The following is a 24685-nucleotide window of genomic DNA, read 5'->3' as shown; positions in this document are numbered from 1 at the left end:
CCACGCCATGACGGTAAGTCTCGGAACAACAGCCACGGCGGCGCTGCCGCCGTCAGGAGGGCAGGTCGATTTGCAGGCCTCCCAGAACTTGTTCGAACACATGACAAACAGCGCCAAGGGCATGCCTGCCGGCGCCAGTCCGCACCAGATCGGCGAAGGCTTGATGGAGCGCCTGAATGGCTTCATCGACCGTTCGCAAAACTTCGCCAAGCGTGCCGATGCGCTGACCAACGGGCCGACGGCTGGCAACGCTGTGGCGCCCTCCGGTACGCAACGGATCGCGTCACTTCCTGAGGGCGCGGCGGGCGAGTCGGGAAAAAAGGTCGGCGATCAGCAGGTCGACCAGATCGTCCAATCGCTGGGCCGCATGTTCGATTACTCCATTGAAACTCAGATGGTCGTTCGTGGCGCGACGCAGATTTCCGGCGCAGCCAACACGCTCTTGAAAGGTCAATAAAGCCATGTCCCGCCGTTGCCATGCCGTGCGTCTGATGATTGTCCTTGCCTTTGCCAGCATGCTGCAGGGCTGCGATATCGACCTGTACACCAACCTCAGCGAGCGCGAGGCCAATGCCATGGTCGCGGTGCTGCTGCGCGAAGGTGTGCCGGCCTCGCGCAAGGTCCAGGAAAACGGCCAACTCACCTTGGTGGTGGACGAAAAACGCTTTGCCGAGGCCATGAGCCTGCTCGACGAAGCCGGCTTGCCGGGCCAGACCTTTTCCAACATGGGCGCCGTGTTCAAAAGTGGTGGCCTGGTGTCTTCCCCCGTGCAGGAACGGGCCCAGATGGTCTATGCGCTCAGTGAAGAGCTCTCGCACAGCGTCTCGCTGATCGACGGTGTGGTCTCCGCCCGGGTACATGTGGTGCTACCCGACAATGACCTGCTCAAACGGGTGATTTCCCCGTCGTCGGCTTCAGTGCTGGTGCGCTACGACCCCAATACCGACATCAACGCCCTGATCCCGCAGATCAAGACCCTGGTGGCCAACGGCATCTCCGGCTTGAGCTACGAAGGGGTGTCGGTCACGGTAATCAAGGCCACCACCGGCAGCGGTCGGGCCACCGCACAGCCGCGCCTGGCCAGCTTCCTGGGCATATGGATGCTTGAAGACAACCTGCCCCGTGCCTGGATGCTGTTCGGCGTTCTGCTGCTGGTCGCGCTGTCGATGGTCGGTGTGTTGGGCTGGCAGCACTGGCAACGACGCGCCTCCCGTGCCTTGTATGAGCTGGAGGACGTGAAATGAGTGCCGACGCGTTGCAGCAGTGGCACAACTTGATCGAACAGCCGCTGGATTTCGTCGGCACGCCGCCTCTTGCGGCGTGCTTCCCCGACGACCTCGGCAGTGCGCAGCTGAGTGCATTGCGCCAACAGCCGCGCTTCCAGGCGCGATTGATACGCCTGTTGCTCAGCCGCCATGCGCTGCAGGCTCCCGGTCACCTGCCGCTGCCCGATGTGGACGATCTGCCGGTGCTGACGCTGTCTCCCGAGGCCTTCAAGCGCCTGCCGCGTCTGTGTGGCGCGATTGTGCATAGCACCACCCTGAGCCGCGAGATCCGTGGCGATGTGGTCAACCAGTTGCGCGATTCGCTGGGCAGTGACGTGTTTGCCCTGGCCCTGGCAAACCGGGCCCTGGGCGGCGGCGCCGATTTGCTGCGCCAGCCGGCTGAACTGCTTGAAGCCATCGACCATGATGGCGGCCGCTGCATCGCCGTTTGGCTGAGCGCCCAGCCAGTGCCACTTCAGCCCTGGCTGCGCCTGCGGTTTGCCGAGCTGCCGGATGAGAGCGCACCGATAGGCTCCACGTCGGCAGCCAATGCCCAGGCCATCGTGCGCAGCGCCGCCTCGAACCTTCAACAGCTTGACGAGCAGGGGACCCGATGAGAGCGCTTCCGACCCGTCCTGCCGCCCGTATTCTGCGTGCCGAACAGGCAGACCTGTGGATAGACGGCTACGCCTTCCTGCAGGCCGCCCGTGACGAGGCTGAGGCCATCAGGCAAGACAGTGAGCAGTGGTTGCAACAAGCCCACGCCGAAGGCTTTGAAAGCGGACGCCGGGAGGGGGCCGAACAGGTCAGCGCACTGCTGGGCGAAACGTCGTTGAGGATCGATGCCTGGCTGGCCGGGCTGGAAACGTCCCTGGCCGATCTGGCGTTGGGCATTGTGCGCGAAATACTCGATGACATGGACGATGCCGAGCGCGTGATGCGCTGCGCCCGCAAGGCATTGGGGGCGTTCCGCCAGGACCAGGCCCTGACCCTGTTCGTCTCCCGCCAGGACGCCGAAGCGGTGCGTCAGCAGCTCAAACTGCAAGAGGATGGCTTGCCGGCGATTGCCGTGGAGCCAGACGATCGATTGCAAGGCGGTCAGGCACGGCTGAGCAGTCCGGTGGGTTCGGTCGAGCTGGGGCTTGAAGCCCAGTTGCTCAACCTGCGCCGTAACCTGCTGCCGTACGCCGACGAGGCACAGCCGTGACCACTATCCCCCACGACCTGCTGCCGCGCCTGGCCGAGCGTCTGGCCAATGCCCGACCGCGTCCCATGAAGGGCACCATCCGCAGCATCCGTGGGGTGCTGCTGCGCGCCAGCGTCGCCGGTGTGCACATCGGTGAACTGTGCCAGTTGCGCGAACCCGGCAGCGGCCGCAGCCTGGCTGCCGAAGTCATTGGCTTTGAAGATGACGAAGCGATCCTTTCGCCCATCGGCTCGATGGACGGCCTGTCGACTCGCACCGAAATCATCGCCACCGGCGAGACCCTGGGGGTGAGCGTCGGCGATGCGCAGCTGGGCCGAGTGATCAGCCCCATGGGCGAATTTCTCGATGGCAGCCCGCCGCTGGGCGTGTTGCAACGCTACCCCTTGCATGCCGAACCCCCAGCGCCGTTCAGTCGCCAACTGATCGCCCATCCGATGTCCTTGGGGGTGCGCAGCATCGACGGCCTGCTGACCTTGGCCCAGGGCCAGCGCATGGGTATTTTCGGTGAGCCGGGGGTGGGTAAGTCGTCACTGCTGGCGAGCATCGTGCGCAATACCAATGCCGATGTCATCGTGATCGCCCTGATCGGTGAGCGCGGCCGTGAAGTGCGCGAACTGCTGGATGTGCAGTTGGGCGCCGAGGCCCGGGCGCGTACCGTTGCCGTGGTCGCCACCTCCGACCGTCCGGCCGCCGAGCGGGTACGCGCCGCCTTTGTTGCCACGGCACTGGCCGAATACCACCGCGACCAGGGCCGCAACGTACTGCTGTTGATGGACAGCCTGACCCGCTTTGCCCGGGCCCAGCGGGAAATCGGCCTGGCGGTGGGCGAGCCGCCGACCCGACGCGGCTACCCACCCTCCTTTTTCTCCGCCTTGCCGCGCTTGCTTGAACGCGCCGGCCCCGGCGAGACCGGCAGCATCACCGGGTTGTATACCGTGCTCACCGAAGGCGATGCCTCGATGGACCCGGTGGCCGAAGAAACCCGCTCAATCCTCGATGGGCACATCGTGCTCAGCGCCGAACTGGCGCAACGCAACTTTTTCCCGGCGGTGGATGTGCTGCAAAGCCGTAGCCGGTTGATGGACCAGGTGTGTGACGACGAGCAACGCCACCTGGCCATGCGCATGCGCGAGCTGATGGCGCGGCGCAACGAGATCGAAATGCTGATCCGGGTCGGCGAATACGCCGCCGGGAGCGACCTACTGGCCGACGAGGCGATTGAGCGGCATGAGGCCATTGAGGCGTTCTTGCGCCAAGGAGCCAACGAGCCAAGCAGCCCCGATGAAACCCTGCGACACATGCGCAGGGTGATGGCTTGATAACCATGGAGGTCTTATGAAAACCAGTGACATGCGCAGCCTTCAAGCGTTGCGCCAATTGCGTGAGCAACGTGCGTCCAGCCAACTGGTCGCTCAGCAGCGACGCTGCCGGGAAACCAACGTGGCACTGGATGACGCCAAGGAAAAACTGCGCCTGCACCGTGAGACCCTGGCCCGTGAAGCTGAGCGTATCTACGGCTCGATCAGCGAAGGCATGTCGATCAGTGACTGGCGTATGGCCCAGGAGCACCTGGAGGCGCTGTACGAGGGCGGACAGCGACAGCTGGAAGTGAGCGTCAGTGAAGTGGCGCGCACCTTGGAAATCCACGAGCATCAGCGCGAAGTGTTCCGGGTTGCCCATGTGGCTCGACAGCGCCAGGCGCAGGCCTGCGACACCTTGCTCGAAGGCCGCGAGCGTGTCGAGCGCCTTATCGACGAACACCGGTTGGAAGCCGACGAAATTCCTCGCGCTGCCCTCGGAGGCCGTGCGTGAGCTGTCACCAACCCCCACTCTGGACACCTTTTGCCGAGTCATTGGCGCCTGTCGATCCCCAATGGGTGGACCTGCACAACCGCCTGCATCGTAGCCGCGAAACCTGGAAGGGCGAATGTGCAGGTCAGGCCATTGCTGTGCGCTGGGGTTGCGTTGCCGAAGCTGACGTCACGGCGGTTGAGCTGTTGCTGGGGCTGGGCGAGGAGGGCGACGCGTCGGCCATCAGGCTGCACCTGCCAGCGCAGGCACTGCACGCCCTGGGTATGCCCGTCGCCCTGGACTTTCAAACCTTGCCTGGCGCGATGCTGCTGGAGCTGGCCCTGCTGAGCCTGATCGAACCGTTGGAGCGCCTGACCGGGCAATCGATGCGTTTCATTGACCACGCCGACCCGGCTCACGCCGCCCTGGCCGCGCAACCTTGCCCGTTGCGCCTGGCCACTCAAGTCCAGCTCGATGGCTCGTCCATGCCCGTTGCGCTGCACTTGAGCGCTAACGCTGGCGAGCGGGTCGCGCAGTGGCTCGGTCGATATGCGCCGCCGGCTCCCCATGCGCTGACAGACCTGCGCCTGTGGCTGGTGGTCGAGGCCGGCGAAGCCGAGCTGAGCGTCGGCGAGCTGCGCAGCCTCAACCCGGGCGACGTGGTGATGCTCGACCCTTGGCCCATGGGCCAAGTGCGGCTGGTGGTGGCCCATCGTCTGCACACCCGGGCCCGCCAGGACGGCACCAGGCTGACGCTGCTTGAAACACCGATGATCATCAATTTTTCCAAGGAATTTTCCGTGAACGAAGCACCCTCCATGAGTGAAACCCCTGACGGGCGAAATCTGGATTCGCGCCTGGACGAACTGCCACTGAAAATGGTTTGCCAGGCCGGCAGCGTCGAGTTGACCCTGGCGCAACTGCGCGAACTGGGGGAGGGCAGCCTGCTGTCGTTCACCGAGCAACGCCAGGACAACGTCGACCTGATGATCAACGGGCGTCGCGTCGGCCTGGGGCAATTGGTCAGGATCGGTCCAGGCCTGGGCGTGCGTGTGTTGAGCATCGCCGCGTCATGAACGGCTACCAGCCAAACCTGATTGAAATCATTGTTGTCGTCGCCACCATCGGTCTTATCCCGCTGGCAGTGGTGACCCTGACCGGTTTCATGAAAATCTCCGTGGTGCTGTTTCTGATTCGCAACGCTCTGGGCGTGCAACAGACGCCGCCCAACATGGTGCTGTACGGCATCGCCCTGATCCTGTCGGTCTATGTCACTACGCCGTTGCTGGGCGACATGTACCGGCAGGTGCAGGGCCGCGATCTCAACATCGAGAGCATCGAGCAGTTGACCGCGTTCGGTGATGCACTGAGGCCGCCATTGCAGGCGCACCTTTCGCGCTTCGCCAACGAAAGCGAGCGTGGTTTTTTCATCCAGGCCACGGAGACCATCTGGTCCCCTGAAGCCCGGGCCGATCTGCGCGAAGATGACTTGGTGGTACTGGTGCCGGCGTTCGTCAGCTCCGAGCTGACCCGTGCTTTCGAAATCGGTTTCCTGCTGTACGTCCCCTTTCTGGTGGTGGACTTGCTGGTGGCGAACGTATTGATGGCCATGGGCATGTCCATGGTCTCACCTACGTTGATTTCAATACCGCTGAAGCTCTTTCTGTTCGTCGCCTTGAGCGGCTGGTCGCGCTTGATGCATGGCTTGATTCTTAGCTACGGGGGTACCTGATGGGCCAGGATGTATTTCTTTCGTTGATGAATCAGGCGCTGATGACGGTGCTGCTGTTGTCCGCCCCGGCACTGGCTGTTGCGATCATCGTCGGTCTGGGAGTGGGGTTGCTGCAGGCACTGACCCAGATCCAGGACCAGACCCTGCCGCAGGCGGTCAAGCTGGTGGCAGTGCTGCTGACGATCGTGTTCGTGGGGCCGCTGCTGGCCAGCCAGGTGCTTGAGCTGGGTAACCAGGTGCTCGACAACTTCCCGTTGTGGACGCGCTGAATGGCATGAATACCGAGCTTGCCAACCAGTTCATCGAAGTCGCCTACCCGGTCATCAGCTCGGCGGCGCTGTCTGCCAGCCGCGCCATGGGCGTGGTGGTGATCACCCCAGCCTTCAACCGCCTGGGCCTGACCGGCATGATCCGCAGCTGCGTCGCGGTATCCATTTCCATCCCCATGTTTGTTCCGGTGTATGGCGCTTTCACGGCACTGCCAGAGCATGGTGGGTTTTTCCTGGCCGGCCTACTGATCAAGGAATTTCTGATCGGTATCCTCATCGGGCTGCTGTTCGGCATTCCGTTCTGGGCGGCGGAAGTCGCGGGCGAGTTGGTCGATCTGCAACGCGGCTCGACCATGGCCCAGTTGGTCGATCCCTTGTCGTCGGCAGAGTCCAGTGTCATGGCCACCTTGCTGACGGTGATGTTGATCGCCCTGTTCTTCATGTCCAGCGGCTTCATCATGATGGTCGACGGCTATTACCACAGCTATCTGTTATGGCCGGTGACCGAGTTCACACCGTTGTTTGCCAGCTCGGCGTTGATGGCGGTGCTGCAGATTCTCGACCAGGTGACCCGCATCGGCGTCATCATGGTCGGGCCGCTGATCATCTGCATGCTGGTCACGGACCTGATGCTCGCCTACTTGTCGCGCATGGCGCCCAACCTGCACATTTTCGATCTGTCGCTGCCGGTGAAAAATCTGTTCTTCACTGTGTTGATGGTGGTCTACATCAGCTTCCTGATTCCGGTGATGATCGAGCAACTCGGCGAATTCCGCGGTACGGTGGAGCTCCTGAAGACGCTGGCCGATTCGGTATGACTTCCCTGTTTCGGGCGAAGCGTCCATGAGCGATAGCAGCGAAGAGAAATCACAGCCGGCCACCAGCAAGAAGCTCAGCGAGGCGCGCAAGAAAGGCCAGGTGTCCAAGAGTCAGGACCTGGTCTCGGGCATGGTCATCCTGTTTTGCACGCTCTGCATCTCGATCATGGTGCCCAAGGCCCAGGCACAGATCACCGCGTTGCTGGACCTGATCGCGCTGATCTACATCGAACCTTTTCACACCGTCTGGCCACGGGTGCTGGACATCGCGGGGCAGTTGCTGATCAACCTCACCCTGCCGGTGGTGGCCGTGACGGTGGGGGCGGTGATCCTGACCAACATCATCAGCATGCGCGGCGTGGTGTTCTCGGTCGAACCCCTCAAACCGGACATCAAACGTATCAATCCGATCGACGGCTTCAAGCGCATTTTTTCGATGCGCAGTTTCGTCGAATTCCTCAAAGGCGTGATCAAGGTCGTACTGCTGGGGCTGGCGTTCTACGTGATCGGGCGCGGAGCTTTGCAGGCGCTGATGGAGTCCTCGCGCTGCGGCGCCGGTTGCATCGAATCAACCTTCTACCTGGTCCTCAAGCCTCTGGTGTTCACCGTGCTAGCTGCCTTTCTGCTGGTCGGGGCGGCAGACGTGATGATGCAACGCTGGCTGTTCGGCCGTGACATGAAAATGACCCGCAGCGAACAGAAGCGTGAGCGCAAGGACAGTGACGGCGATCCGCTGATCAAGCAGGAACGCCAGCGCCAACGTCGGGAAATGCAAGCCCTGGCCACCAAGCTGGGCGTGGGGCGTGCATCGTTGATGGTCGGCTCCGACCCTGGTTGGGTGGTGGGTATACGTTACGTACGCGGTGAAACCCCGGTGCCGGTGGTGGTGTGCAAGGCCGAACTCGAAGAGGCGGCGCAGATGCTCGTGCAGGCCAGGGGCCTGGGGATCGCCCATAGCCTTGATGCCGTCCTGGCCAAGGACATCGCCCGACGAGCAGTACCGGGGGACCCTGTGCCGGATAATACCTTCCAGGCTGTGGCGGATATCCTGGTGGCCGCGCGGTTGATTTAAGAGTGGCTGCCGGGTGGTGCGGTACAACGAGGCAAGTGTCATGAAATGGAGAGCAGCGCTGCTTTATAGGGGTTGTAGGGCCAGTTGTCTGCCTGGGTACATCCCCCTGTAACGTTCAACGGTAATAGTTGATTCCCCTAGCGCTATCGGTGCCATGATCAGGAGGATGTCCCCTTGCGAATCGACAGCAATGCACGCCCCACAGATACCCAATTCCCTGATTCTGAAGCGGGTCAGCGCTTCGAGAAAATTCTTGGCGCGGCCCGCAAGCAAGTCAGCGATAAAACGCCTGACCCACGCGGTGCGGCAGACAAAGAGGCTTCGCCGTCCCAGCCTGACAAGGTGCTCCAGGCGTTGCGAGAAGCGGGCGGCACCATAGCTGAAGCGCTGAAGCCGCCTTATGGACGCACGCTGCGCGACGACGAAACCGTGCCGCTCCAGGATCTCGAGATTTTCATGGGATGGTGGACAGATGGCGAGGTGACGGCATACTCGGCTCGGGACAAGGAGGGCAATGAATTCACCATCAGCAAAGAGGCGACGCCTGATTACTTCGCCAAGGTTGATGCGTTGCAAAAGGGCAACGACGAAGGCTTTTTGTTGCGCGCAGATGGCGCGCTTCTATCAGCAGAAGCACTGGCGAGCGCAGAAATCTTGCCCCCGGATGAACACACTGGCTTTATCCGCCTGACGATCAACGGCGAAAAGATCAATGTCTCGAAGGATGTGACGCCCGACCTCTACAACCAATTGGTCTGGAAACAGGAAGGCTACCAGAGCAAGTTCTACGAGCAGAACAGTGAGGTCATCGATACGATCCGTGATCGATGGGACGACTGGAACGCCTCCGACAGCATTGTCAGTGACAAGGATTTGAGGAAGTACGCGGCCGATGAAAATCGAAGCGCGGAAGATCGCGAGGCGGCGCAGTTCCTGCTCGATAACAAAGGATTTTTTGACCTGCTTGATACCAAGGCACACAACAACAAGGCCGACGGCAAAATCAGCAGCAACGACCTGAATGCATGGCTACGACCTGTTGCCTCTAAAGCCGAAGATATCGGCGCCTATAACGACTTTCTGAAAGCCTCCCCGAATGCTGACGCAACCTCCCTGGAACTTGCGAAGCATTCGGCGCTGCTGCTGGAGAACTTCGACGAGATCAGCGAGCGGACCGATAGCGGTAAACACCTGACGCGTGAGGCCCTGCAGAAATACCTGGATGAAAACCCGAACATCAGTGATGACTTGAAGCAAGCCCTGACTTTTTGGTCGCAGGCGGGTGCGTTCGAAACGCTTGAAACCAGTGGGAAACCATTGGAGAGCAAACCCGATGGTAAGCTCGACAAGCGCGACATCCAGAACTGGCTGAAGACCTCCAGCCCCAAGACCGCAGGGGACGCTCTGCTGTTCATCAACCAGATAGCGAATGCCAGCGGGGTCTCCGGCATTGATACCGGTGACCTGGGTAAGGACGTCTTCGAAAACCCTGGCAACTATTCCGCCGAACAGCGGGCTGCGGTGTTACAGGATCTGCTCAAGGCGCGACAGTTGATCATCGACGGTGCGGCTGCCGGTCTGTGGAGTGATGATTACGGTAAGGTTTCCATCGCCAACGCTGTGCGCAGCCATCCAGATCCCAACAAGCTGCTTGCCGATGTCAATAGCCACATTGACCAGCTACAAAGTGATCCCGAGGTGGTCAAGTTTCTTAATGAAACCACCTCGACGCAGATGGCCAATCTATTTGAGGCAGTACCTGGGTTAAAGGACTCGGTGCAAAAAAACTACGAAGACATCAAGTCCGGTGCAGCTCTTGATGCGCTATGGGACAAGCATACGAAAGACGGCAGCACTGACCAACAGGCGGTGCTGGCCGAATACTTCTCCAGTGCAACGCTTTATCAGGAAGCGCTCGGCATCAATGATCGGGCAGAGATTCAAAAGGGCGTCGGCGCCTCTCAGCATGCCCAAGCGTTCCAGGATTATTACGAGCACTCGCTTGCTTCCGGGACACGACTGGAAGAACTGATGCAAACCGGCACCTTCGAAGAAGCGGTCAGCACTTTCTCCGCGGAGGTCGCGCTCTACAACGCGGCACTGGACCCTACCGTCACCGCACGTTTCGACACGCAGTTGAACGACAATTTCAGCAGGATCGGGCGCGACAACGCCATGAAAGACGGCACCTTTGATGACCTCAAGCAAGCCTTGGGTATCAATGGCGGCGACGAACTTGACGAGGCAAAAGTCAGGACGATGGCCGAGACGCTTATCCAGTCCAATCCGGAGCTCGTGACCAACCCGGATGGTACCGTCGCAACGGCCGACCAGATCGTCGCGGGCATCCGTTCTAATTGGGACATCCTGCGCCAAGGCACCAAGTCGCTTGCGGAATTGAAGTCGTCCTGGCTCAACCCCGACCTCAAGAACTTGTCCGACAAAGGCGTACTGCATGGCGTTAGCGGCATCTTCATGGCTGGCGTTACGATCGCCAAAGGCGCTCAGAATGGCGCAAACCTGACCGAACGAAACATCATAGACATCACCACTGGATCGGTCATGACGACGACCCTGCTCACCGAGGGTGGTGCCAAGAACCTGAAAAGCTATCTGAAAAACATAGGCAACGCTGATCTTGATCCCAACATCAAAGCCTTTTTCGACGACCCCATAAAATCTCTCACCAGCATCGCCGACAAATTTGAAAGCGGTGCCAAGGGTATCGGCGGTTTGGCCGGCATGGTTGCGGGTGCGTACGGAATCTTTGATGGCGTTCAGTCGATTCGCAAGGGCGACCCCGTCAGTGGTGGTATCAGCATCACTTCAGGCGCACTGGCGTCATTGTCAGGCCTGGCATCCGCGATTGAGGGCGGCGCAGGCCTTTTTGGCCATCTGGCAGTCAGGGCGGCGATGGCCCCGCTGGCTGGAGTCCTAGGCACCGTGGCGGCGGGCGTCGGCGCGGTTGCCCTGTTGCTCCCGGGCCTTATTGCGGAGGGCAAACGGCAGACGCAGCAAGACCACTTTGGTGATCTGCTCGGCGACTATCTGACGCAGTACGAAATCGATGGCGTGCAGGGCGGTGATTTCAGTGACATTCCCGATGAGGACTGGCCGCAAACCGACTAAAGCCTGTTCCCAGGCTTGCCCGGTGAGCCCTTGCCCTCCATCGGAACCCGTGTCGGATGGAGGGCTCAGCCCAACTAAAGTGCACACCATGTTTGGCTTTGCAGGGCTGGGCAGATGACTTGGTCGAAGGGAGACTCACTTTTTCCCCTCGCACGTTAAGTGTTATCAGGAATCGAGAGGAGTACTCCCCCGACGGCAGCAGGACTCAGTTCTTGCCTTTAATAGTGGATTCCAGCATTTCCCTGCTGCGTCTGTGGCATACCCGCGGAAGATCGGTAATGCGCAACCAACCGCGGGTGGCCAATGCCATCTTAGAACCCGAGCCTATCCCGCAGCCCGTAATACCAAGCCCCCATCGCCGCAAACGGTGTACGCAACAACTGACCGCCAGGGAAGGGGTAGTGCGGCAGGTCTGCAAACGCATCAAAACGCTCAGCCTGACCGCGCAGCGCCTCGGCCAGGACCTTGCCCGCCAGGTGCGTATACGTCACGCCATGGCCGCTGCAGCCCTGGGAATAATAAATGTTATCCCCCAGCCGCCCGACCTGCGGAAGACGCGACAGTGTCAGCAGGAAGTTTCCGGTCCAGGCGTAATCGATCTTCACATCCTTGAGCTGCGGGAAGGCCTTGAGCATCTTCGGCCGAATGATCGCCTCAATGTTCGCCGGATCCCTTGCGCCATACACCACGCCACCGCCGAAGATCAGCCGCTTGTCCCCCGTCAGCCGGTAGTAATCGAGCAAGTAATTGCAGTCTTCAACGCAATAATCCTGAGGCAACAGGCTGCGAGCCAACTCATCGCCCAAGGGCTCGGTAGCGATCACCTGGGTGCCACAAGGCATGGACTTGGCCGCCAGCTCCGGCACCAGATTGCCCAAGTAGGCATTGCCGGCCACGATAATGAACTTGGCCCTGACCTTGCCCTGCGGCGTATGCACAACCGGGCTGGCGCCACGCTCGATGCGCACCGCCGGCGATTGCTCATAAATCACCCCACCCAGGGACTCCACCGCCGCCGCTTCGCCCAGCGCGAGGTTGAGCGGATGAATATGCCCGCCACTCATATCGAGCATGCCGCCCACATACTCATCACAAGCCACCACTTCGCGAATACGCCGCTGATCCAGCAACTCCAGCTGGGTATGCCCGAAACGCTCCCATAAACGCTTCTGCGACTCCAGGTGGCCCATCTGTTTAGTGGTGAGGGCAGCGAATACACCGCCGTCCTTCAAGTCGCACTGAATCTGATACTTCTCCACCCGCTCGCGAATAATCCGCCCGCCCTCGAACGCCATGTTGCCCAGCAACTGCGCCTGCTGAGGACCGACACTGCGTTCGATTACATCAATGTCGCGGCTATAACTGTTAACGATCTGCCCACCGTTGCGACCCGAAGCACCAAAGCCGACCTTAGCTGCCTCCAGCACGGTGACCTTGAAACCGTTCTCCAGCAAAAACAGCGCAGAAGACAGCCCGGTGTAACCGGCCCCGATCACGCACACATCAGTCTCGACATCGTCCTGCAGAGCCGGGCGCGCCGGAACCGGGTTGGCCGATGCGGCGTAATAGGACGCTGGGTAGGATGTGTTCGTCATTCTGGAACCTCTGTTTTATATTTTTTACGAATGCAGCGATCCTACCCGAGATAAAAATCGGCCGCCAGCCACCTCCAAATCTTCGTTGCCCCGGTGAAATTAAATATTTTGCATATTCATAGGGTTAGGTGAAAAAAAGGTGTTGACACCCCTCCGGAATTCCGTAGAATGCCGCCTCACAGCAGGCACGTAGCTCAGTTGGTTAGAGCACCACCTTGACATGGTGGGGGTCGTTGGTTCGAGTCCAATCGCGCCTACCAAACAAAATCCGCTCTGCTGGGCGGTCTAGAAGGGTCAACCGAGAGGTTGGCCCTTTTTTGCGTCTGGGGTTTGCAAAGCTGCGACGTAGGAGGTTTCTGAAAATCTCTTCAAAGGCACTAATCTGGCCCCAAGTCCCTCGCCGGAGGTTTTTTATCGCATTACGCTCTGAGCGTTTTCAGGAAAGAGGCTTGGTAAGGCGATGGATAGGCTTATCGGTGGCGTTAATGTGCAGTTTCTTGTGAAACGTGTTGTTGCCGATCTGAGCAAGCTCGATACCGACATGAGTCAATGCACCAAGATTTTATGCGAGAAAAACGTTCCCGAACGTTATCTGGAAGGCCACCCTTTTGGCCTGGTGGCAGATAACCTGAGGTTTGCAGAGAAGAAGCTCCGTGAAGTTGACGCTCCGCTTGGGCGCGAAAAAGAGCTCAATACGCTGCTTTGAGCTGTAGCGAAGGCACGCTCGGTTGCGGCGATGAATGATTCCCTGATACGCCAACGCACCATCGTTCCGAATATCATCGAGAGCGATATCGACTTGGAAGGGCTGAAAGCTCTGACGGCCCGCAACACACAGCGTCTGATCGATCAAGTCGGATAGTGGCGATGATAACCTACGAGTTCTTCTATAAATGATAATTGGATACAGTTATGAAAAGCTGTTTGAGGACGCTCGGAGCTAGCCTCGCTAACAGAATAGTGATTCCCGCCGCTTGGGTATCGGGGCTTGCGATGATAGGACTCTTGTGGGGCATGATAGAGTTTTCGCCCGGTAAGCTTACAGTCGAAGGACGTCAGCTCTTCCTGGCTTCTGTTTCTATTTTTTGCCTCGCCATATGGTACTTGATATGGCGCAAGAGACGAGCAAAAGCACTTGTAGCATCTATCAACCTAAAAGAAGGTTTGAGTTTTGATGATACTCAGTTGCTCGGCTTTCCAAGCCCTCTATTTTTTGCCTTTGACCCTTCCAACAAGAAACTCGCTCAATGCCAAAGCGCCACCGGCGATTATCAAGTTCGAGATTTCACGTGGGTAACAGGCTGGCAGTGTGAGTGGAAACAGATTGACACCAGGGTGTCGGGCGGGGTTCTTCAAATAGTCGATGGGGCGGGCATGAGTGTTCCAGCCGACGAGATTCGGCGTAGATTCATAGGATTCTCACTGGTTTTGACGGTTGCCGATACAAGTCATCCTCCCCTCCGTTTTCCAATGAACCGGAGCGTAGCTGAAGGGTGGTGTGCCCGGTGCAATGTACTTTTCAAGTGCTAAACACAAAGCATCACACCGGGGGTAACAGGGACAGACCACGATTGTGGGAAGAGCCAGGTACAAGTGAGTTCAGTTCTTGGTCTGTTCTCCGGTTTCCCCGTACGGCACTGATCTTCAGTTCCACGAAGAAGACATACCTGACTGGTTTATGAATACGTATGTAGACAAAATTATAGGCGCCAGCGATAGGTGCATCACACTAGAGGCAGCGAGCCTCTCAGAGTGACGGTATCAAGCGTTGGAATTTCGAAGTCCTCCAGGACCAGCATGTTCCCGTTTGAGAGCTGCCATTGGTAAAAATCTGAAAAGTCCCCTTTAGCCAACGCGCGGATTACCTTCGCAACGAAGCCGTGCGCGACGAGCAAAATAGTTTTTGACGGGTATTTCGATCCCAGTTCAACCAAACCGTCCCGCACTCGCTTCACAACATCAGAGATCGACTCGCCACCGGTTGGCCCGGCATCCCAACGTCGGGTGATATTTTGTGACCAAAGCTGTGGATATCGCTCTCTAGCGTCAGCTTGAGTCAAACCCTCAAAAACCCCGACATCCCGCTCTCGGAAGCACTCCATTATCTCGGGCGGGAGCTTCAGCCCTTCGTTAAGAATGTTCGCAGTTTCTACGTAAGCGTCCGCCAAACACACCTTGCGCAATTGGCCGGGCGACCATCTAACGAGAAAAAAGGGGACAGATTTATTTTTTTGCTTCGCTGTGCTGCGAGCTTCCATCGAATGGATTCGCTTGGATCAACTAGCTGCTGGCTAGAAAATAAATCCGTCCCATTTCCCCCTAAAGATATTTTTTTGCTTCGCTGCGCTGCGAGCTTCTATCGAATGGATTCGCTTGGATCAACTGGCAGCCGAGCTCGAATCAAGATCTGTCCCTAATTCACATGGGAGTGTTGATGCGTCAGTCTGGTCCAATTCAATACTTAGCTACGATTGCGTGGGCCAGTTGCATGTCATTCATCAGCGGTGAGTTGTAGGCCGAGCGATAGTAGCGAGACGCCTGCTCAAACTGTGCTCCGCGGATCTCACCATCAGAGCCTATGAATGCGAGAGCATCGTCCTTCGCTTTTTTCATTATTGCTGGGCCGTTGACTGTAAGTGCCGTTGTTGCGCCGAGGATCATGGTCGGAGCAAGTGTAGTTACGGTCAGCGCGCGCTCCACTGGATTTTCGACATACCACGCCGTCGCGTCAGCACTGATCGTTACAGTGATGATGGTTGTCAGCGCCTTCCAGAGATCCATTCTTCGTTGCTTCCATTGCGATCAAAGGGCGCCAACATAGCAGAGTAGGGTACTGCCATAAACAAGAAGCACAGCACTGGGCCGGGCTTCTAAGCTTGCAGGTGACATGCCGCCAGTCGTTCGTGAGCTGGTCGTTCGTCATGTCGCCTTCGGCGCCACAATAAACGTGGTCGGGCATATCCTGGTCAGCCTCGGTGCCGCCATCCCACGGGTAGAGGTGAATCGCGCGCTTGCTCATGGCGTCACCTCGCGCCGTGCCCACCAGCAGACCGGACCGTCGTCAGTATCGTGAATCGCCAGGCAGAACCAGCCGTCGCCTTCAGGCCGATGCGGCTCCCAGTGTCGGCATATTCCAAGAAAAGGGGACGGATTTATTTTTGCCCCGTGTCTCTGAGAGTGCCCATCAATGGATTCGCTTGGGTCAACTGGCAGCCGGCTAATGGGTGTCCCCTTTTCCATGTCTATAAGTCCCTTCGCTATGCCTTATGAACGCTCAACCGTGCGCCGCCCGCGGCATTGACGCAAATTCCTACGCAAACCTCGGAAACCAGCGCATTGCGGCATCTGGATGGGCGGCTTATTGTCTCTCTGTCGCCCAGATGGCGATTCGGGTTTGGCGACTCGATTGAATGAAGCGCAGAAGCTCCTGCTCCTAAATCAATTGAATGAAGGTACTGCTCATGACCCGATACATGCCCATCACCGGCATCGACTGCATCCCCGCAACCCTGCTCATCGACACCGAAGCGCCTCTGGACGTCCTTTTCGAAACCGCCGATTACCGCATCCGCACTGTGACCCAAGTCTTGGAAAATATCGCGTTCCGCTCGGACATCAGCTCAGACACGGTGGTACTGACTGATTTTTGTAAATTGCTGACCACATCGTTACGCGATGGTTGTGATGTCATGGATGTGATTGGAAGACGATTGCGGGCGCAGGCGGCGGAATAATGAAGACGGGCGACTTATGAGCCGCCCGTTTCATAAGAGGAGAACGGGACCGACTACGATTATGAGACGGTCGATTACAAGTGAACTCAAAATCGTGGTGTGTCCCCGGTATCTAATCCGATCGTCAGGCAGGTGAATGATTAGCCGCATGCCCAGGCTGAGCATGAAGATCAATGCCTAGCGCATGAATGACCTTGAGTACGGTATCAAATCTCGGCTTTGATCCGGGTGCGAACGCCTTGTACAAGCTTTCTCGCCCCATGCCAGAGTCCTTAGCGATTTGCGCCATGCCTCGGGCCTTGGCGACATAGCCGATCGCTCGGAGAAACTCCTCGCTATCACCATCAGCTAGCACCTGAGAAAGGTACTCACTGATTGCTTCGTCGCTATCGAGTAGTGCCGCCATGTCAAATGTCGTCAGGTGTTGGCTCATGTTCAAATCTCTTTGGCCAATTTCTTCGCTCGCCGGATATCAGCACTCTGTGAAGACTTGTCACCACCCGCCAGTAGCACGATGACCACTCCACCGCGCATGGTGAATAGACCCGGTAGCCAGCGCCTACATCCACACGCAACTCTGAAATACCATCACCGACAGGTTTCACATCGCCCAGGTTACCTGCTGCGGCGCGATCAATGCGGCGGGCAATAGCGATTTTTGCTCGCAGATCACGGACCGATGAATGCCAAGCAGTGAACGTCTGCGTTTGCTGGATGAGATAATTCATGAGTGGACCGTATCCAGTTGGATACTGGAGGTCAAGATGCTGATGCTGGTCGTCCCCCTGTATTCTCGATCCGGGGGGGCTGGGGGGAAACGAGGACAGACCACGATCTGATGATGAGTGAACTCAAAACCGTGGTCTCTCCCCAGTCTTTGCGTAGCAGCAAAAAGGAATCAGTGGGATGTATTCGAGGGCTTGTTACGGACTGCGCGGAAACGTCGAGAGGGCGGGTACGGCACGCATAAAAAAGCCCGCGAGAGAGGCGGGCTTATTCAGGGCTGACCTTCAAAGGCAATCGGACTTGTCTATCTGAAAGTCTGTGATCGGAGCACTGCTTGAGTCATTGATCGTGTATTTGATCAAGAGCCCTGACTTCACGAACTGTCCTAGACCTTTTTCATCGCAGGATACTGAGGCCGCAAGGGCCTTTTTGTCTTTCGTAAATGCGTCGGAATCGATTTCATCTTTCGAGGTTTTTGTAAGTGTGTAGGAGATACGCATGATCCCGTCGTTATAGGTTACCGAATCAAGACGTGTGTCATCGATCATCTTCGGGGACTGGGCATTCATGATGAGCGCGGTCCCTTTAAGCTGGCGTTCTCGCTCCTCCTTTTTGTCTTCCGAAGCAGACCGTGCATGCCAGAGTTGAAGCAGTACAAAGAGTGAGATCATTGCTGAAAAAAATAGGATGGGGCCGCGGTATTGCTTCAATTGGAATATCCATATCAAACTGCTATCAGTTATTTGACCATGCCGTTCCCCTCATCTCAAGCTGGAAAAAATGCTGATGATTCGTGTGGGTAAAAAAGGGATCGTGGTCTGTCCTCAGCGCCGCCCTGTTCCCTCACAGGGCGTGCACTGGGCACGCTCGATGACCCGTGTGGCAATTGCCGGACACGTCAGCAGCTCCGCGAGCAGTCGCCAGAAGAAATTGAGCATTGGTAATCCTGACCTGATAGCGTTGCGTGAACGGGTCATGGATGGGGACAGCGAATGGGCAAAGCATGTGTTCCGATGTCTATTCGGAATGAGGACCCTTAATGCCGTACAACTACACAAACGGTCGCTACCTGGTCTTCAAAGGCCGGGGCAGTGATGGGGCGCCCTTTGGCCGGATTCACCAGGACGGAAAAGTTCGAAACCTCCTGGGTGAGCCGCTGTACTACATAGACATGGACGAACGTGCGTTCATTTCGGGCGATTTTGTCTTTCAGGGTGAAATACAAAAATGTCGCGACACGTTTTGTGTGCTCAGCGACAAAACGCTTTTCACATTTTCCGAGATGAAGGTTAAACCACTGGGAAACGAGACCGAGGAGCAGGCGCTTCACAGGGAGTTCAAAAGAAGGGCGCTAAGTTTGGCAGGGCAGATCGTTCAGGCGAAGAGTGAGATGGTGCAGGCACGCTTGGATATGACCTGGTCCAATTTAAACCCTTGCCGTCGTTTCGGTGCCTTCTTCACGAGCCGAGCCCGCAGGGAGCGAGCATCGCTAGGGTGGCCTTACAGTGGGCTGGAAAGTGATCATGAGTTCAAATCGGGTCTGTCCCCGTCTCCTCATCCTCGCTCGCGACAATGGTTTTGTGGGCTGCGGATGCAAGGAAAGCGCGGGCAGACCACGATTATGAGGCGATTCGATTACACGTGAATTCAAATCGCGGTCTGCCCTCAGCTTTCTGGTTTCCGCCGATCGAGGTGGGTTCTATAGCGGCACTTGCAGGAAGTCCTCGTCGTAGCTCGCGCTGGGAAAACATCCAGTCAATCTATACTCCGCGTTTTGCCCGGACACTCGCCAAATTAATTGGGACTTAAATGAAAAAGGTAGTTTTGGCTCTCTCGCTGGTCACCCTAGTAGCCTGCATGCCTTATCAATCAGTCAGCTCGCCAGATCCAAATTGGATGCGTCTGGGTGGAGAAAAGCCTGAGGGCTATCCAAGGACGTTTGTTGAGAACCTGAGCGGCCATTGCGCTCTGGTTACCGAGTCATGGACTGATGGAAGAATCAACGGTCGTCTTCTGTGGACCAAGAAGCAGTCTCGAAAAGCTATTACCTGCCCATAGGCGCCTGTGTAGGGGCTGATTTCGCGCCGGGAAGAACGGACAAGACACGACTGTGAGACCGCCAAATAATGTACGCAATATCGCGGGCTGTCCCAGTTTTTGCTGACCCCACCCTTGGCTCGTAGCAGCGAAGTAATGGTGCTAAATTCTGCGCGTCCAGCGTGTGGGCCCATCTGGCTCGGCGGGATATTAACGCCTCTCTCAACCGATTTTGTGGATATGGAAATTCAATGAACACACCCAAGCTTTCGATTGCGCTGTCCTGTGCTGTTGCTGTTTTGATGTTGAGCGGATGCGCTGCCTCTGTAAAAAGCGGCGGGACTGAAACGCTCGTCATTCAGGAGTCAGCCAAGCAGAACCTGGTCGTGAACTTTGAAGGAAATAGCAAGGTTCAACAAAATGAGGACTGGCCTCGCTTGAAGCGGGAGTGGAATGATGCCCTGCAAGTCGAAGCGACTCGCGCCGGCTACAGCCTTACAGAGACTCAGGCATCAAGCCAAGCGGGCAAGGACGGTGTCGGTATCAAGATCAACGTGACCAATTTCCGTTACCTGACCCCAGGCGCTCGCTACGGAGCGGGGGTCATGGTGGGGAATGCGTGGGTCAATTCCAGTGCAGATTACTCGGACTTGAAATCAGGCCGCCTGATTGGAACTCGAACGTATGACACCTCGTCGTCTGCTTGGGAAGGTGTCATGTCGGCCATGACCCAAGAGCAGGTTCAGGCTATTTCTCAGAAAATCATAAGTGACATCAAGGGCGCAAAGGCCAAGTAATGCGATCTTGGTTAACCGGCGTCATGAGTAGATGAATAAAGCGGGTTGCGGAAGAGCACGGATGACTCAATGGAAAACACAGGGATTCTGGAGCAGGGCGTGGATCTATACGCTGTTGCTATTTCTCATAGGGTTTATCACTGATTCCGATGCGACCTGGTTGGGCGACGGCTCATCCAAGCCCAAGCGGGTCTTCAGCCTTGGCTTCATCGCGTTCTGTGCGTTGGTGGCTGTGTTTGAGCTGATAGTGCTGAATCACTTCTATGGTGTGAAGTAGGTGAGGCGAGGGTTAAAGGATTGAGGGGAGGCGGGGCAGATCACGATGATGAGGCGAACTGATTACAGATGAACTCAAAATCGTGATTTGTCCCCAGTTCTCTCACTGATTGGGGGGCATCGGCGGCGGAATAGGTATGGAACCCTGCATAGCGTTCTGCCGTGCGATGCATTCGCATCGAAGCCGATGAAGCAACGCGCCCGAGGACGATTAATCAATGCCCAAGAAACTTCAGGAAAGCAAAACAGCGACGGCTGCTGACATTGAGCGCTCTATCCAGGCACTGAACAAAATGGCTGAACGCCTCTGGGGTGATGGTCGGGAGGCTGAGGCGAAAGCCCTGCTCGATGCCTTGGATGCTTTAAACAGGGCGCTCGACAGGATCAGGGTTGGGGAGAGCCGCAGGGTTCTTCATTAATGCTTGAAGGGAAATGGGGGCGCTCACGATGTGACACGGACCTATTACAAGGGGCCCAAATCGTGGTCTGTCCCCGGTTTACTCTTACAAGGGGCCCAAATCGTGGTCTGTCCCCGGTTTACTCCCCGGTTTACTCCCGGTTTACTGACGCTCCAGTCCAATTTTTAAAGCCTGAATCCAGTGACAACCTGCTGGGTGGGGGCACTGGATGACGTCCCATAACACTCTTGCCAAGCAGCGTTAAATTCATTGATTAAACTATAGGTTCCAAGCTCATAGACATCTATGGAGTCCGGGTCGGTCTTGGACTTTCTCATGGGTTGAACAATCATGCCCCGCACTGGAATGCCTGGATTAATCAGGGCAAGCAAGATTTTATTAACCAACGCTTTCTTTGCGTATACGTCTGAAGTTGATGTGCTTGCCAGGTTTCCGTTGCTTCCAAGCAGGCCGAGCAAGCAATAAAAGACCCAGCGTGTAGACATTTGTCGACCATAACTGGCATCGCCGAGATGGGCGTCCACACTTCCTTTACATTCGACAATGAGGTACTCCTCCACCGCGCCTGTTCGCAAATTTCGCTTGACCCATATTTGGTCTATCCCATTGGTTCGCCCTGATGAGGCTTTGCCAATTTTCAGCTGATAGTGGGTACCCATAACGGTTACCATTAGTTTGGCAGCGCCATATTCTCCTCTGTTCTCCGATGCGTAGTGTTTGGCATTTGAATCTCTTAAATTTGTATAATGGTTGTTAAGTCTATTGCCAGACTTTACGTCGTTTTTGCGAAATTTTAACCAGCCGGAAACCTCAGAATACGCGGCCGGATCTTTAGATAACGCATGCACGCACTGTTTTATATTTGGATGGTTAGGGCCGAGTAGATGAAGGTTTTTGGCGATGTAATCGCCAGCACTCTTTGATACGGGGTTGGAGAAGTTGAAGTTTGGCTGAATAGAGCTGCCCGAGGTGAAATATGCATCGGCGTTCAAGGCATTCTTTATTTGTTGAACATCATCCGTGTCGAGGAGAACTAATTGATCGGTACGCCAAGAAGCGTATTGAGCGTGAGGGTTGTAGGGGACGCAGTGCCTGTTTTGGAGCTGATTTATTGCCACGCTCTCTTGGCGCGAAGAACTCAGGTAGAACCCACCTAATTGACCGAGCGAGGTAAACGGATAGCCGCCACTATGGATGGCTGGGGACGGATTGCTCGATTTAGGTCCGCCAAAAAATACGGTATTGCGTTCTTGTATGATAACGTTGTTTGGTGCAAGTGATAGTATTGTGCTGTTTAAGATTTCACTCGGATCATAGCTGTTAAGATAGTTCATCGGATTCCATCCCGAAATTTAATTTTGCATTTTAATATAGTCGAGAAAACGTAGTCGTCAAATCGCAATCCGATTGTCGGGAGATATTTGAGCGCGCATTCCGAACAGATGAATCAAGAAGCTCAGGCATTGGAATTTGTGAGGGCTGGGTCTGTTCCCGGTTTCAAGTGGCCCCCGTTTGAGCATCTACAGTGTTTGGCCTGTGTTCAATGCCATCACCATTCCGCTGCCGCCACTCATCGACAACTTCTCGCAGTGTTTTAGGTACGCCATCACGTATCCAGGCCATAAAGCCTCTATCAAATTTAAACTTCGCGCCGCAGTGCTCCACCATGAATCTGCGGACGTTCTGTGTGTTTCGGTAATGCTTGCAAACTGGCGTCTCTCTTGTGAGCTGATCGCTGTGCCAATTAAAACTCATGGGGCAGGCTCCATGCTGAGTGGTCTGATTCATGAGTCCATGGCATGGGATGCTTGGCGTTTTGCAAGCGGTATCCACACGTCCACGTAACCCGTCCCTCGGGAAGGTTCGAAATCCGGACTGTACTGCTCGAACTCAGGCGCGTCGGCAAGTTCGTATTCGGATTCAGGCAACCAGTGATTGAAAATGGTGAAGAACGTCTGATGGATCGTCGAGATATGGCCTTGGTGTCGAAACACCACATAGTCTTGCCGTGGCACCCTGAAATACCGAAAAGCCGGAGGCAGAGCGTCGACGCAGGACACCTCTGTGCCAGCAATGTACTCAAAACTACCGTCCAGTTCAGGATTGCAGCACAAGCCATAGCTCCAGTTGTTTACCTGATCGGGTACCTGTCCCAAGTAGGGGGAGAACGCTTGCCATAAGCCGACGATGCCTTCGTTCTTATCGAAGGTAAAACGCTCCCCCAGACCTGCGATGAAAAATGCTGCTTTCGTTTCAAAGCGAGGTTCAGAGAGTGTTGTGAGCTTCCTTTCTTTCATACGTAATGGCTCCACCAGCGAGAGATGTACGTCCTCGTGCCCACGCACCTGCTTCGGAGTGAAGCCAAACAGATCGCAGAAGGCGCGCGTAAAAGCTTCATGGGAGCTGTAGCCTGCATCCAGCGCTACTTGCAGGATATCCGGCGCACCTCGACGCAAGGTCAGTGCTGCTTGGCTCAAACGCCGTGCGCGGATGTAACGCATCACCGACCAGCCCGTCGACAGTGCAAACAAACGGGCCAAGGCAAAGGGAGACAGGTTGCAATGGCGCGCGACACGTCCCAGATCGAGTTGGGATCCCAGCTCCAACTCGATGTACCACAGGGCCCTTTCGATACTCAGCATGACGAATCTCCATGAATGCTGAAGCGACGTTATCAAATGAATGGGGACAGCATTTGATCGTTCTTGCGGTTTCTGCTTTCCATGCTGGAGCGTATGAACGACCCTCACGTCTCTTCGCTATGGTTTACGAAGGCTCATTGGTGCCTATCAAGAACGAGTCATAAGGCTACTGCCTACACTGGATTAACTCACTTATCGAAGGACACCGAATGCTCATCGTCTTCAGCGGCCTTCCCGGCACCGGAAAAACGACTATCGCCAATGATCTCGCCGCTACAACAGGCGCCGTGTATCTGCGGATCGATACGATTGAGCAGGCGATTCGAAACTCGGGCGCGCTTGCGCACGATGTGGGGCGCAGTGGCTATATGGTTGCCAATGAGCTCGCCCTGAGTAATCTTCGTTTGGGTCGCACAGTCATCGTTGATTGTGTCAATCCCGTCCTCGAAAGCCGAATCGCGTGGAGCGAAGTTGCCTCACGGGCGGGTAGTCGGTTGGCAAATATCCAAGTGATCTGCTCCGATAAACATGAACATCAGTGCCGGGTAGAAACCAGGAGAGGTGACATTCCTGGGCTGACGCCACCCACCTGGCAGTCTGTACTGGATCATGAATATGAGCCGTGGGATGAAGTTCCGTTTTGCGTAGACACAGCCCTGGTCTCTTCAATGCAAGCGGTCTCGATGATCATCAACCGATTCCTGCCTAATGAGTAGCGCAATTCCAAGGACAGACCCCAGCAGGTTGTGAGCATCGCCTCGTAAAGAATTGACCGGCGGTCCGACCCTTTGGAATTACTGCCGCCCGGGGGACTCAACTCATCGAGGAATATGTATTCCCCAATGGCGGTGAACACCGCCCGAGGTAAATGGAATGACGTCGTTCGAAGAATTCAGGGCCACATCCCATGAGCTTCTCAAAGAGCTGGATGCCGCAACGATAAAAATGATGATGCTGGTTTCTGCGAAAGAGGTATCCGGTCCTTCTTGGGAGGATGCTACCCAGCGGCATCATGACGCTGTAGATGCTTGGCATGCCTTTCTCAATATCCCTACGAATTTCTCGGCGAATCCGCCTCTTCCCTGAGGGCGCGGAAGGAAGAGGGCGGATCGAGCTTCGTTGTTCTTCTGTACGGAAGAGGCTACAGGGATCAGTTAGGCTCGTACGGCCACAGAT

General features: G+C 56.6%; 30 protein-coding genes, 1 tRNA gene and 1 pseudogene. 23 read left to right on the top strand and 9 right to left on the bottom strand.

Translation table 11 applies throughout. The annotated features are described in order from the left end of the window. The first annotated feature begins 7 nt into the window (after window positions 1–7). From AC3A5O_RS20905 to AC3A5O_RS20850, 12 genes are all read left to right on the top strand, one after another. Window positions 8–457 carry a hypothetical protein gene (locus tag AC3A5O_RS20905; RefSeq protein ID WP_305490824.1) on the top strand — a complete coding sequence of 150 codons (450 nt, stop codon included), beginning with the start codon at window positions 8–10 and terminating at the stop codon, window positions 455–457. A gap of 4 nt (window positions 458–461) precedes the next feature. Then, window positions 462–1244, top strand: a complete 783-nt coding sequence (sctJ, locus tag AC3A5O_RS20900; protein ID WP_487753665.1) for a type III secretion system inner membrane ring lipoprotein SctJ — start codon at window positions 462–464, stop codon at window positions 1242–1244. After that, window positions 1241–1882, top strand: coding sequence for a type III secretion protein (locus AC3A5O_RS20895; protein WP_305467699.1), 642 nt, complete (start codon window positions 1241–1243; stop codon window positions 1880–1882). Before sctJ ends, AC3A5O_RS20895 begins: the two co-directional genes overlap by 4 nt. Beyond that, window positions 1879–2472: a type III secretion system stator protein SctL gene (gene sctL, locus AC3A5O_RS20890; RefSeq protein ID WP_122566017.1), complete on the top strand. Its 594-nt coding sequence runs from the start codon at window positions 1879–1881 to the stop codon at window positions 2470–2472. Before AC3A5O_RS20895 ends, sctL begins: the two co-directional genes overlap by 4 nt. Before the next feature lie 5 nt (window positions 2473–2477). Further along, entirely contained in the window at window positions 2478–3791 is a 1314-nt protein-coding gene (locus tag AC3A5O_RS20885) for a FliI/YscN family ATPase (protein ID WP_487753691.1), read from the top strand. A gap of 16 nt (window positions 3792–3807) precedes the next feature. Further along, complete coding sequence (locus AC3A5O_RS20880; protein ID WP_122566015.1) at window positions 3808–4284, top strand: hypothetical protein; 477 nt, start codon at window positions 3808–3810, stop codon at window positions 4282–4284. After that, window positions 4281–5339: a type III secretion system cytoplasmic ring protein SctQ gene (gene sctQ / locus AC3A5O_RS20875; protein ID WP_460082800.1), complete on the top strand. Its 1059-nt coding sequence runs from the start codon at window positions 4281–4283 to the stop codon at window positions 5337–5339. Before AC3A5O_RS20880 ends, sctQ begins: the two co-directional genes overlap by 4 nt. Further along, window positions 5336–5995 carry a type III secretion system export apparatus subunit SctR gene (gene sctR / locus AC3A5O_RS20870; protein ID WP_487753664.1) on the top strand — a complete coding sequence of 220 codons (660 nt, stop codon included), beginning with the start codon at window positions 5336–5338 and terminating at the stop codon, window positions 5993–5995. Before sctQ ends, sctR begins: the two co-directional genes overlap by 4 nt. Continuing rightward, the gene (gene sctS / locus AC3A5O_RS20865) at window positions 5995–6264 is read left to right on the top strand and encodes a type III secretion system export apparatus subunit SctS (RefSeq protein WP_122566013.1); all 270 of its coding nucleotides are present in this window, start codon (window positions 5995–5997) and stop codon (window positions 6262–6264) included. Before sctR ends, sctS begins: the two co-directional genes overlap by 1 nt. A gap of 5 nt (window positions 6265–6269) precedes the next feature. After that, window positions 6270–7082: a type III secretion system export apparatus subunit SctT gene (gene sctT / locus AC3A5O_RS20860; protein ID WP_122566046.1), complete on the top strand. Its 813-nt coding sequence runs from the start codon at window positions 6270–6272 to the stop codon at window positions 7080–7082. 25 nt (window positions 7083–7107) lie between these two features. Continuing rightward, entirely contained in the window at window positions 7108–8154 is a 1047-nt protein-coding gene (locus AC3A5O_RS20855) for an EscU/YscU/HrcU family type III secretion system export apparatus switch protein (protein WP_305467695.1), read from the top strand. A gap of 174 nt (window positions 8155–8328) precedes the next feature. Then, on the top strand, window positions 8329–11283 hold the full coding sequence (locus AC3A5O_RS20850; RefSeq protein WP_487753663.1) for a type III effector HrpK domain-containing protein: 2955 nt from the start codon (window positions 8329–8331) through the stop codon (window positions 11281–11283). A gap of 311 nt (window positions 11284–11594) precedes the next feature. On the opposite strand, the gene AC3A5O_RS20845 is transcribed toward AC3A5O_RS20850, so the two are convergent. Then, entirely contained in the window at window positions 11595–12878 is a 1284-nt protein-coding gene (locus tag AC3A5O_RS20845) for an NAD(P)/FAD-dependent oxidoreductase (protein ID WP_305490818.1), read from the bottom strand. 183 nt (window positions 12879–13061) lie between these two features. Here AC3A5O_RS20845 and AC3A5O_RS20840 point away from each other — a divergent pair. The 3 genes from AC3A5O_RS20840 to AC3A5O_RS20830 all read left to right on the top strand — a co-directional run bounded on the left by AC3A5O_RS20840 (window position 13062) and on the right by AC3A5O_RS20830 (window position 13740). Then, a tRNA-Val gene (locus tag AC3A5O_RS20840) sits at window positions 13062–13138 on the top strand. 200 nt (window positions 13139–13338) lie between these two features. After that, a complete protein-coding gene (locus AC3A5O_RS20835) occupies window positions 13339–13584 on the top strand; it encodes a hypothetical protein (RefSeq protein ID WP_487753662.1) in 246 nt (81 codons plus the stop codon). 30 nt (window positions 13585–13614) lie between these two features. Continuing rightward, window positions 13615–13740, top strand: coding sequence for a hypothetical protein (locus AC3A5O_RS20830; RefSeq protein WP_487753661.1), 126 nt, complete (start codon window positions 13615–13617; stop codon window positions 13738–13740). An 862-nt stretch (window positions 13741–14602) separates the two neighbouring features. Here the strand turns inward: AC3A5O_RS20830 and AC3A5O_RS20825 are convergent. Beyond that, the gene (locus tag AC3A5O_RS20825) at window positions 14603–15136 is read right to left on the bottom strand and encodes a histidine phosphatase family protein (protein WP_487753660.1); all 534 of its coding nucleotides are present in this window, start codon (window positions 15134–15136) and stop codon (window positions 14603–14605) included. A 196-nt stretch (window positions 15137–15332) separates the two neighbouring features. Then, window positions 15333–15659, bottom strand: coding sequence for a DUF2388 domain-containing protein (locus AC3A5O_RS20820; protein ID WP_122566004.1), 327 nt, complete (start codon window positions 15657–15659; stop codon window positions 15333–15335). A 106-nt stretch (window positions 15660–15765) separates the two neighbouring features. On the opposite strand from AC3A5O_RS20820, the gene AC3A5O_RS20815 reads away from it, so the two are divergent. Together AC3A5O_RS20815 and AC3A5O_RS20810 are read left to right on the top strand one after the other, a co-directional pair. Continuing rightward, window positions 15766–15951, top strand: coding sequence for a hypothetical protein (locus AC3A5O_RS20815; protein ID WP_163006719.1), 186 nt, complete (start codon window positions 15766–15768; stop codon window positions 15949–15951). Between the two features lie 388 nt (window positions 15952–16339). After that, the gene (locus AC3A5O_RS20810; protein ID WP_003203821.1) at window positions 16340–16612 is read left to right on the top strand and encodes a hypothetical protein; all 273 of its coding nucleotides are present in this window, start codon (window positions 16340–16342) and stop codon (window positions 16610–16612) included. A 124-nt stretch (window positions 16613–16736) separates the two neighbouring features. On the opposite strand, the gene AC3A5O_RS20805 is transcribed toward AC3A5O_RS20810, so the two are convergent. The 3 genes and pseudogenes from AC3A5O_RS20805 to AC3A5O_RS20795 all read right to left on the bottom strand — a co-directional run bounded on the left by AC3A5O_RS20805 (window position 16737) and on the right by AC3A5O_RS20795 (window position 18048). Continuing rightward, window positions 16737–17045: an addiction module antidote protein gene (locus AC3A5O_RS20805; protein WP_038858737.1), complete on the bottom strand. Its 309-nt coding sequence runs from the start codon at window positions 17043–17045 to the stop codon at window positions 16737–16739. 2 nt (window positions 17046–17047) lie between these two features. Next, window positions 17048–17340, bottom strand: a pseudogene (locus AC3A5O_RS20800) (type II toxin-antitoxin system RelE/ParE family toxin). 282 nt (window positions 17341–17622) lie between these two features. Beyond that, the gene (locus tag AC3A5O_RS20795; RefSeq protein WP_240998435.1) at window positions 17623–18048 is read right to left on the bottom strand and encodes a hypothetical protein; all 426 of its coding nucleotides are present in this window, start codon (window positions 18046–18048) and stop codon (window positions 17623–17625) included. A 329-nt stretch (window positions 18049–18377) separates the two neighbouring features. Here AC3A5O_RS20795 and AC3A5O_RS20790 point away from each other — a divergent pair, with 329 nt between their 5' ends. From AC3A5O_RS20790 to AC3A5O_RS20775, 4 genes are all read left to right on the top strand, one after another. Next, window positions 18378–18983, top strand: coding sequence for a hypothetical protein (locus AC3A5O_RS20790; RefSeq protein WP_487753659.1), 606 nt, complete (start codon window positions 18378–18380; stop codon window positions 18981–18983). A gap of 643 nt (window positions 18984–19626) precedes the next feature. Further along, a complete protein-coding gene (locus AC3A5O_RS20785) occupies window positions 19627–20172 on the top strand; it encodes a hypothetical protein (protein ID WP_460082815.1) in 546 nt (181 codons plus the stop codon). Window positions 20173–20233: 61 nt separating this feature from the next. Then, complete coding sequence (locus tag AC3A5O_RS20780) at window positions 20234–20449, top strand: hypothetical protein (RefSeq protein ID WP_122565997.1); 216 nt, start codon at window positions 20234–20236, stop codon at window positions 20447–20449. 217 nt (window positions 20450–20666) lie between these two features. Further along, a complete protein-coding gene (locus AC3A5O_RS20775) occupies window positions 20667–20867 on the top strand; it encodes a hypothetical protein (protein ID WP_122565996.1) in 201 nt (66 codons plus the stop codon). Window positions 20868–21031: 164 nt separating this feature from the next. Here the strand turns inward: AC3A5O_RS20775 and AC3A5O_RS20770 are convergent, their stop codons facing one another. The 3 genes from AC3A5O_RS20770 to AC3A5O_RS20760 all read right to left on the bottom strand — a co-directional run bounded on the left by AC3A5O_RS20770 (window position 21032) and on the right by AC3A5O_RS20760 (window position 23509). Continuing rightward, window positions 21032–22201 carry a hypothetical protein gene (locus tag AC3A5O_RS20770; RefSeq protein ID WP_487753658.1) on the bottom strand — a complete coding sequence of 390 codons (1170 nt, stop codon included), beginning with the start codon at window positions 22199–22201 and terminating at the stop codon, window positions 21032–21034. A gap of 163 nt (window positions 22202–22364) precedes the next feature. Then, window positions 22365–22622, bottom strand: a complete 258-nt coding sequence (locus AC3A5O_RS20765) for a DUF6434 domain-containing protein (RefSeq protein ID WP_487753657.1) — start codon at window positions 22620–22622, stop codon at window positions 22365–22367. A gap of 29 nt (window positions 22623–22651) precedes the next feature. Further along, window positions 22652–23509, bottom strand: a complete 858-nt coding sequence (locus AC3A5O_RS20760; RefSeq protein WP_487753656.1) for an AraC family transcriptional regulator — start codon at window positions 23507–23509, stop codon at window positions 22652–22654. Between the two features lie 209 nt (window positions 23510–23718). On the opposite strand from AC3A5O_RS20760, the gene AC3A5O_RS20755 reads away from it, so the two are divergent. Together AC3A5O_RS20755 and AC3A5O_RS20750 are read left to right on the top strand one after the other, a co-directional pair. Next, the gene (locus AC3A5O_RS20755) at window positions 23719–24225 is read left to right on the top strand and encodes a P-loop nucleotide/nucleoside kinase family protein (RefSeq protein WP_305481857.1); all 507 of its coding nucleotides are present in this window, start codon (window positions 23719–23721) and stop codon (window positions 24223–24225) included. 157 nt (window positions 24226–24382) lie between these two features. After that, window positions 24383–24595 carry a hypothetical protein gene (locus AC3A5O_RS20750; protein WP_122568436.1) on the top strand — a complete coding sequence of 71 codons (213 nt, stop codon included), beginning with the start codon at window positions 24383–24385 and terminating at the stop codon, window positions 24593–24595. Window positions 24596–24685 lie beyond the last annotated feature (90 nt).

The sequence above is a fragment of the Pseudomonas sp. Soil_N_39 genome, from assembly GCF_057655955.1.
Note: the sequence above shows the minus strand (reverse complement) of the source record. Positions and strands in the feature narration are given on the sequence as shown.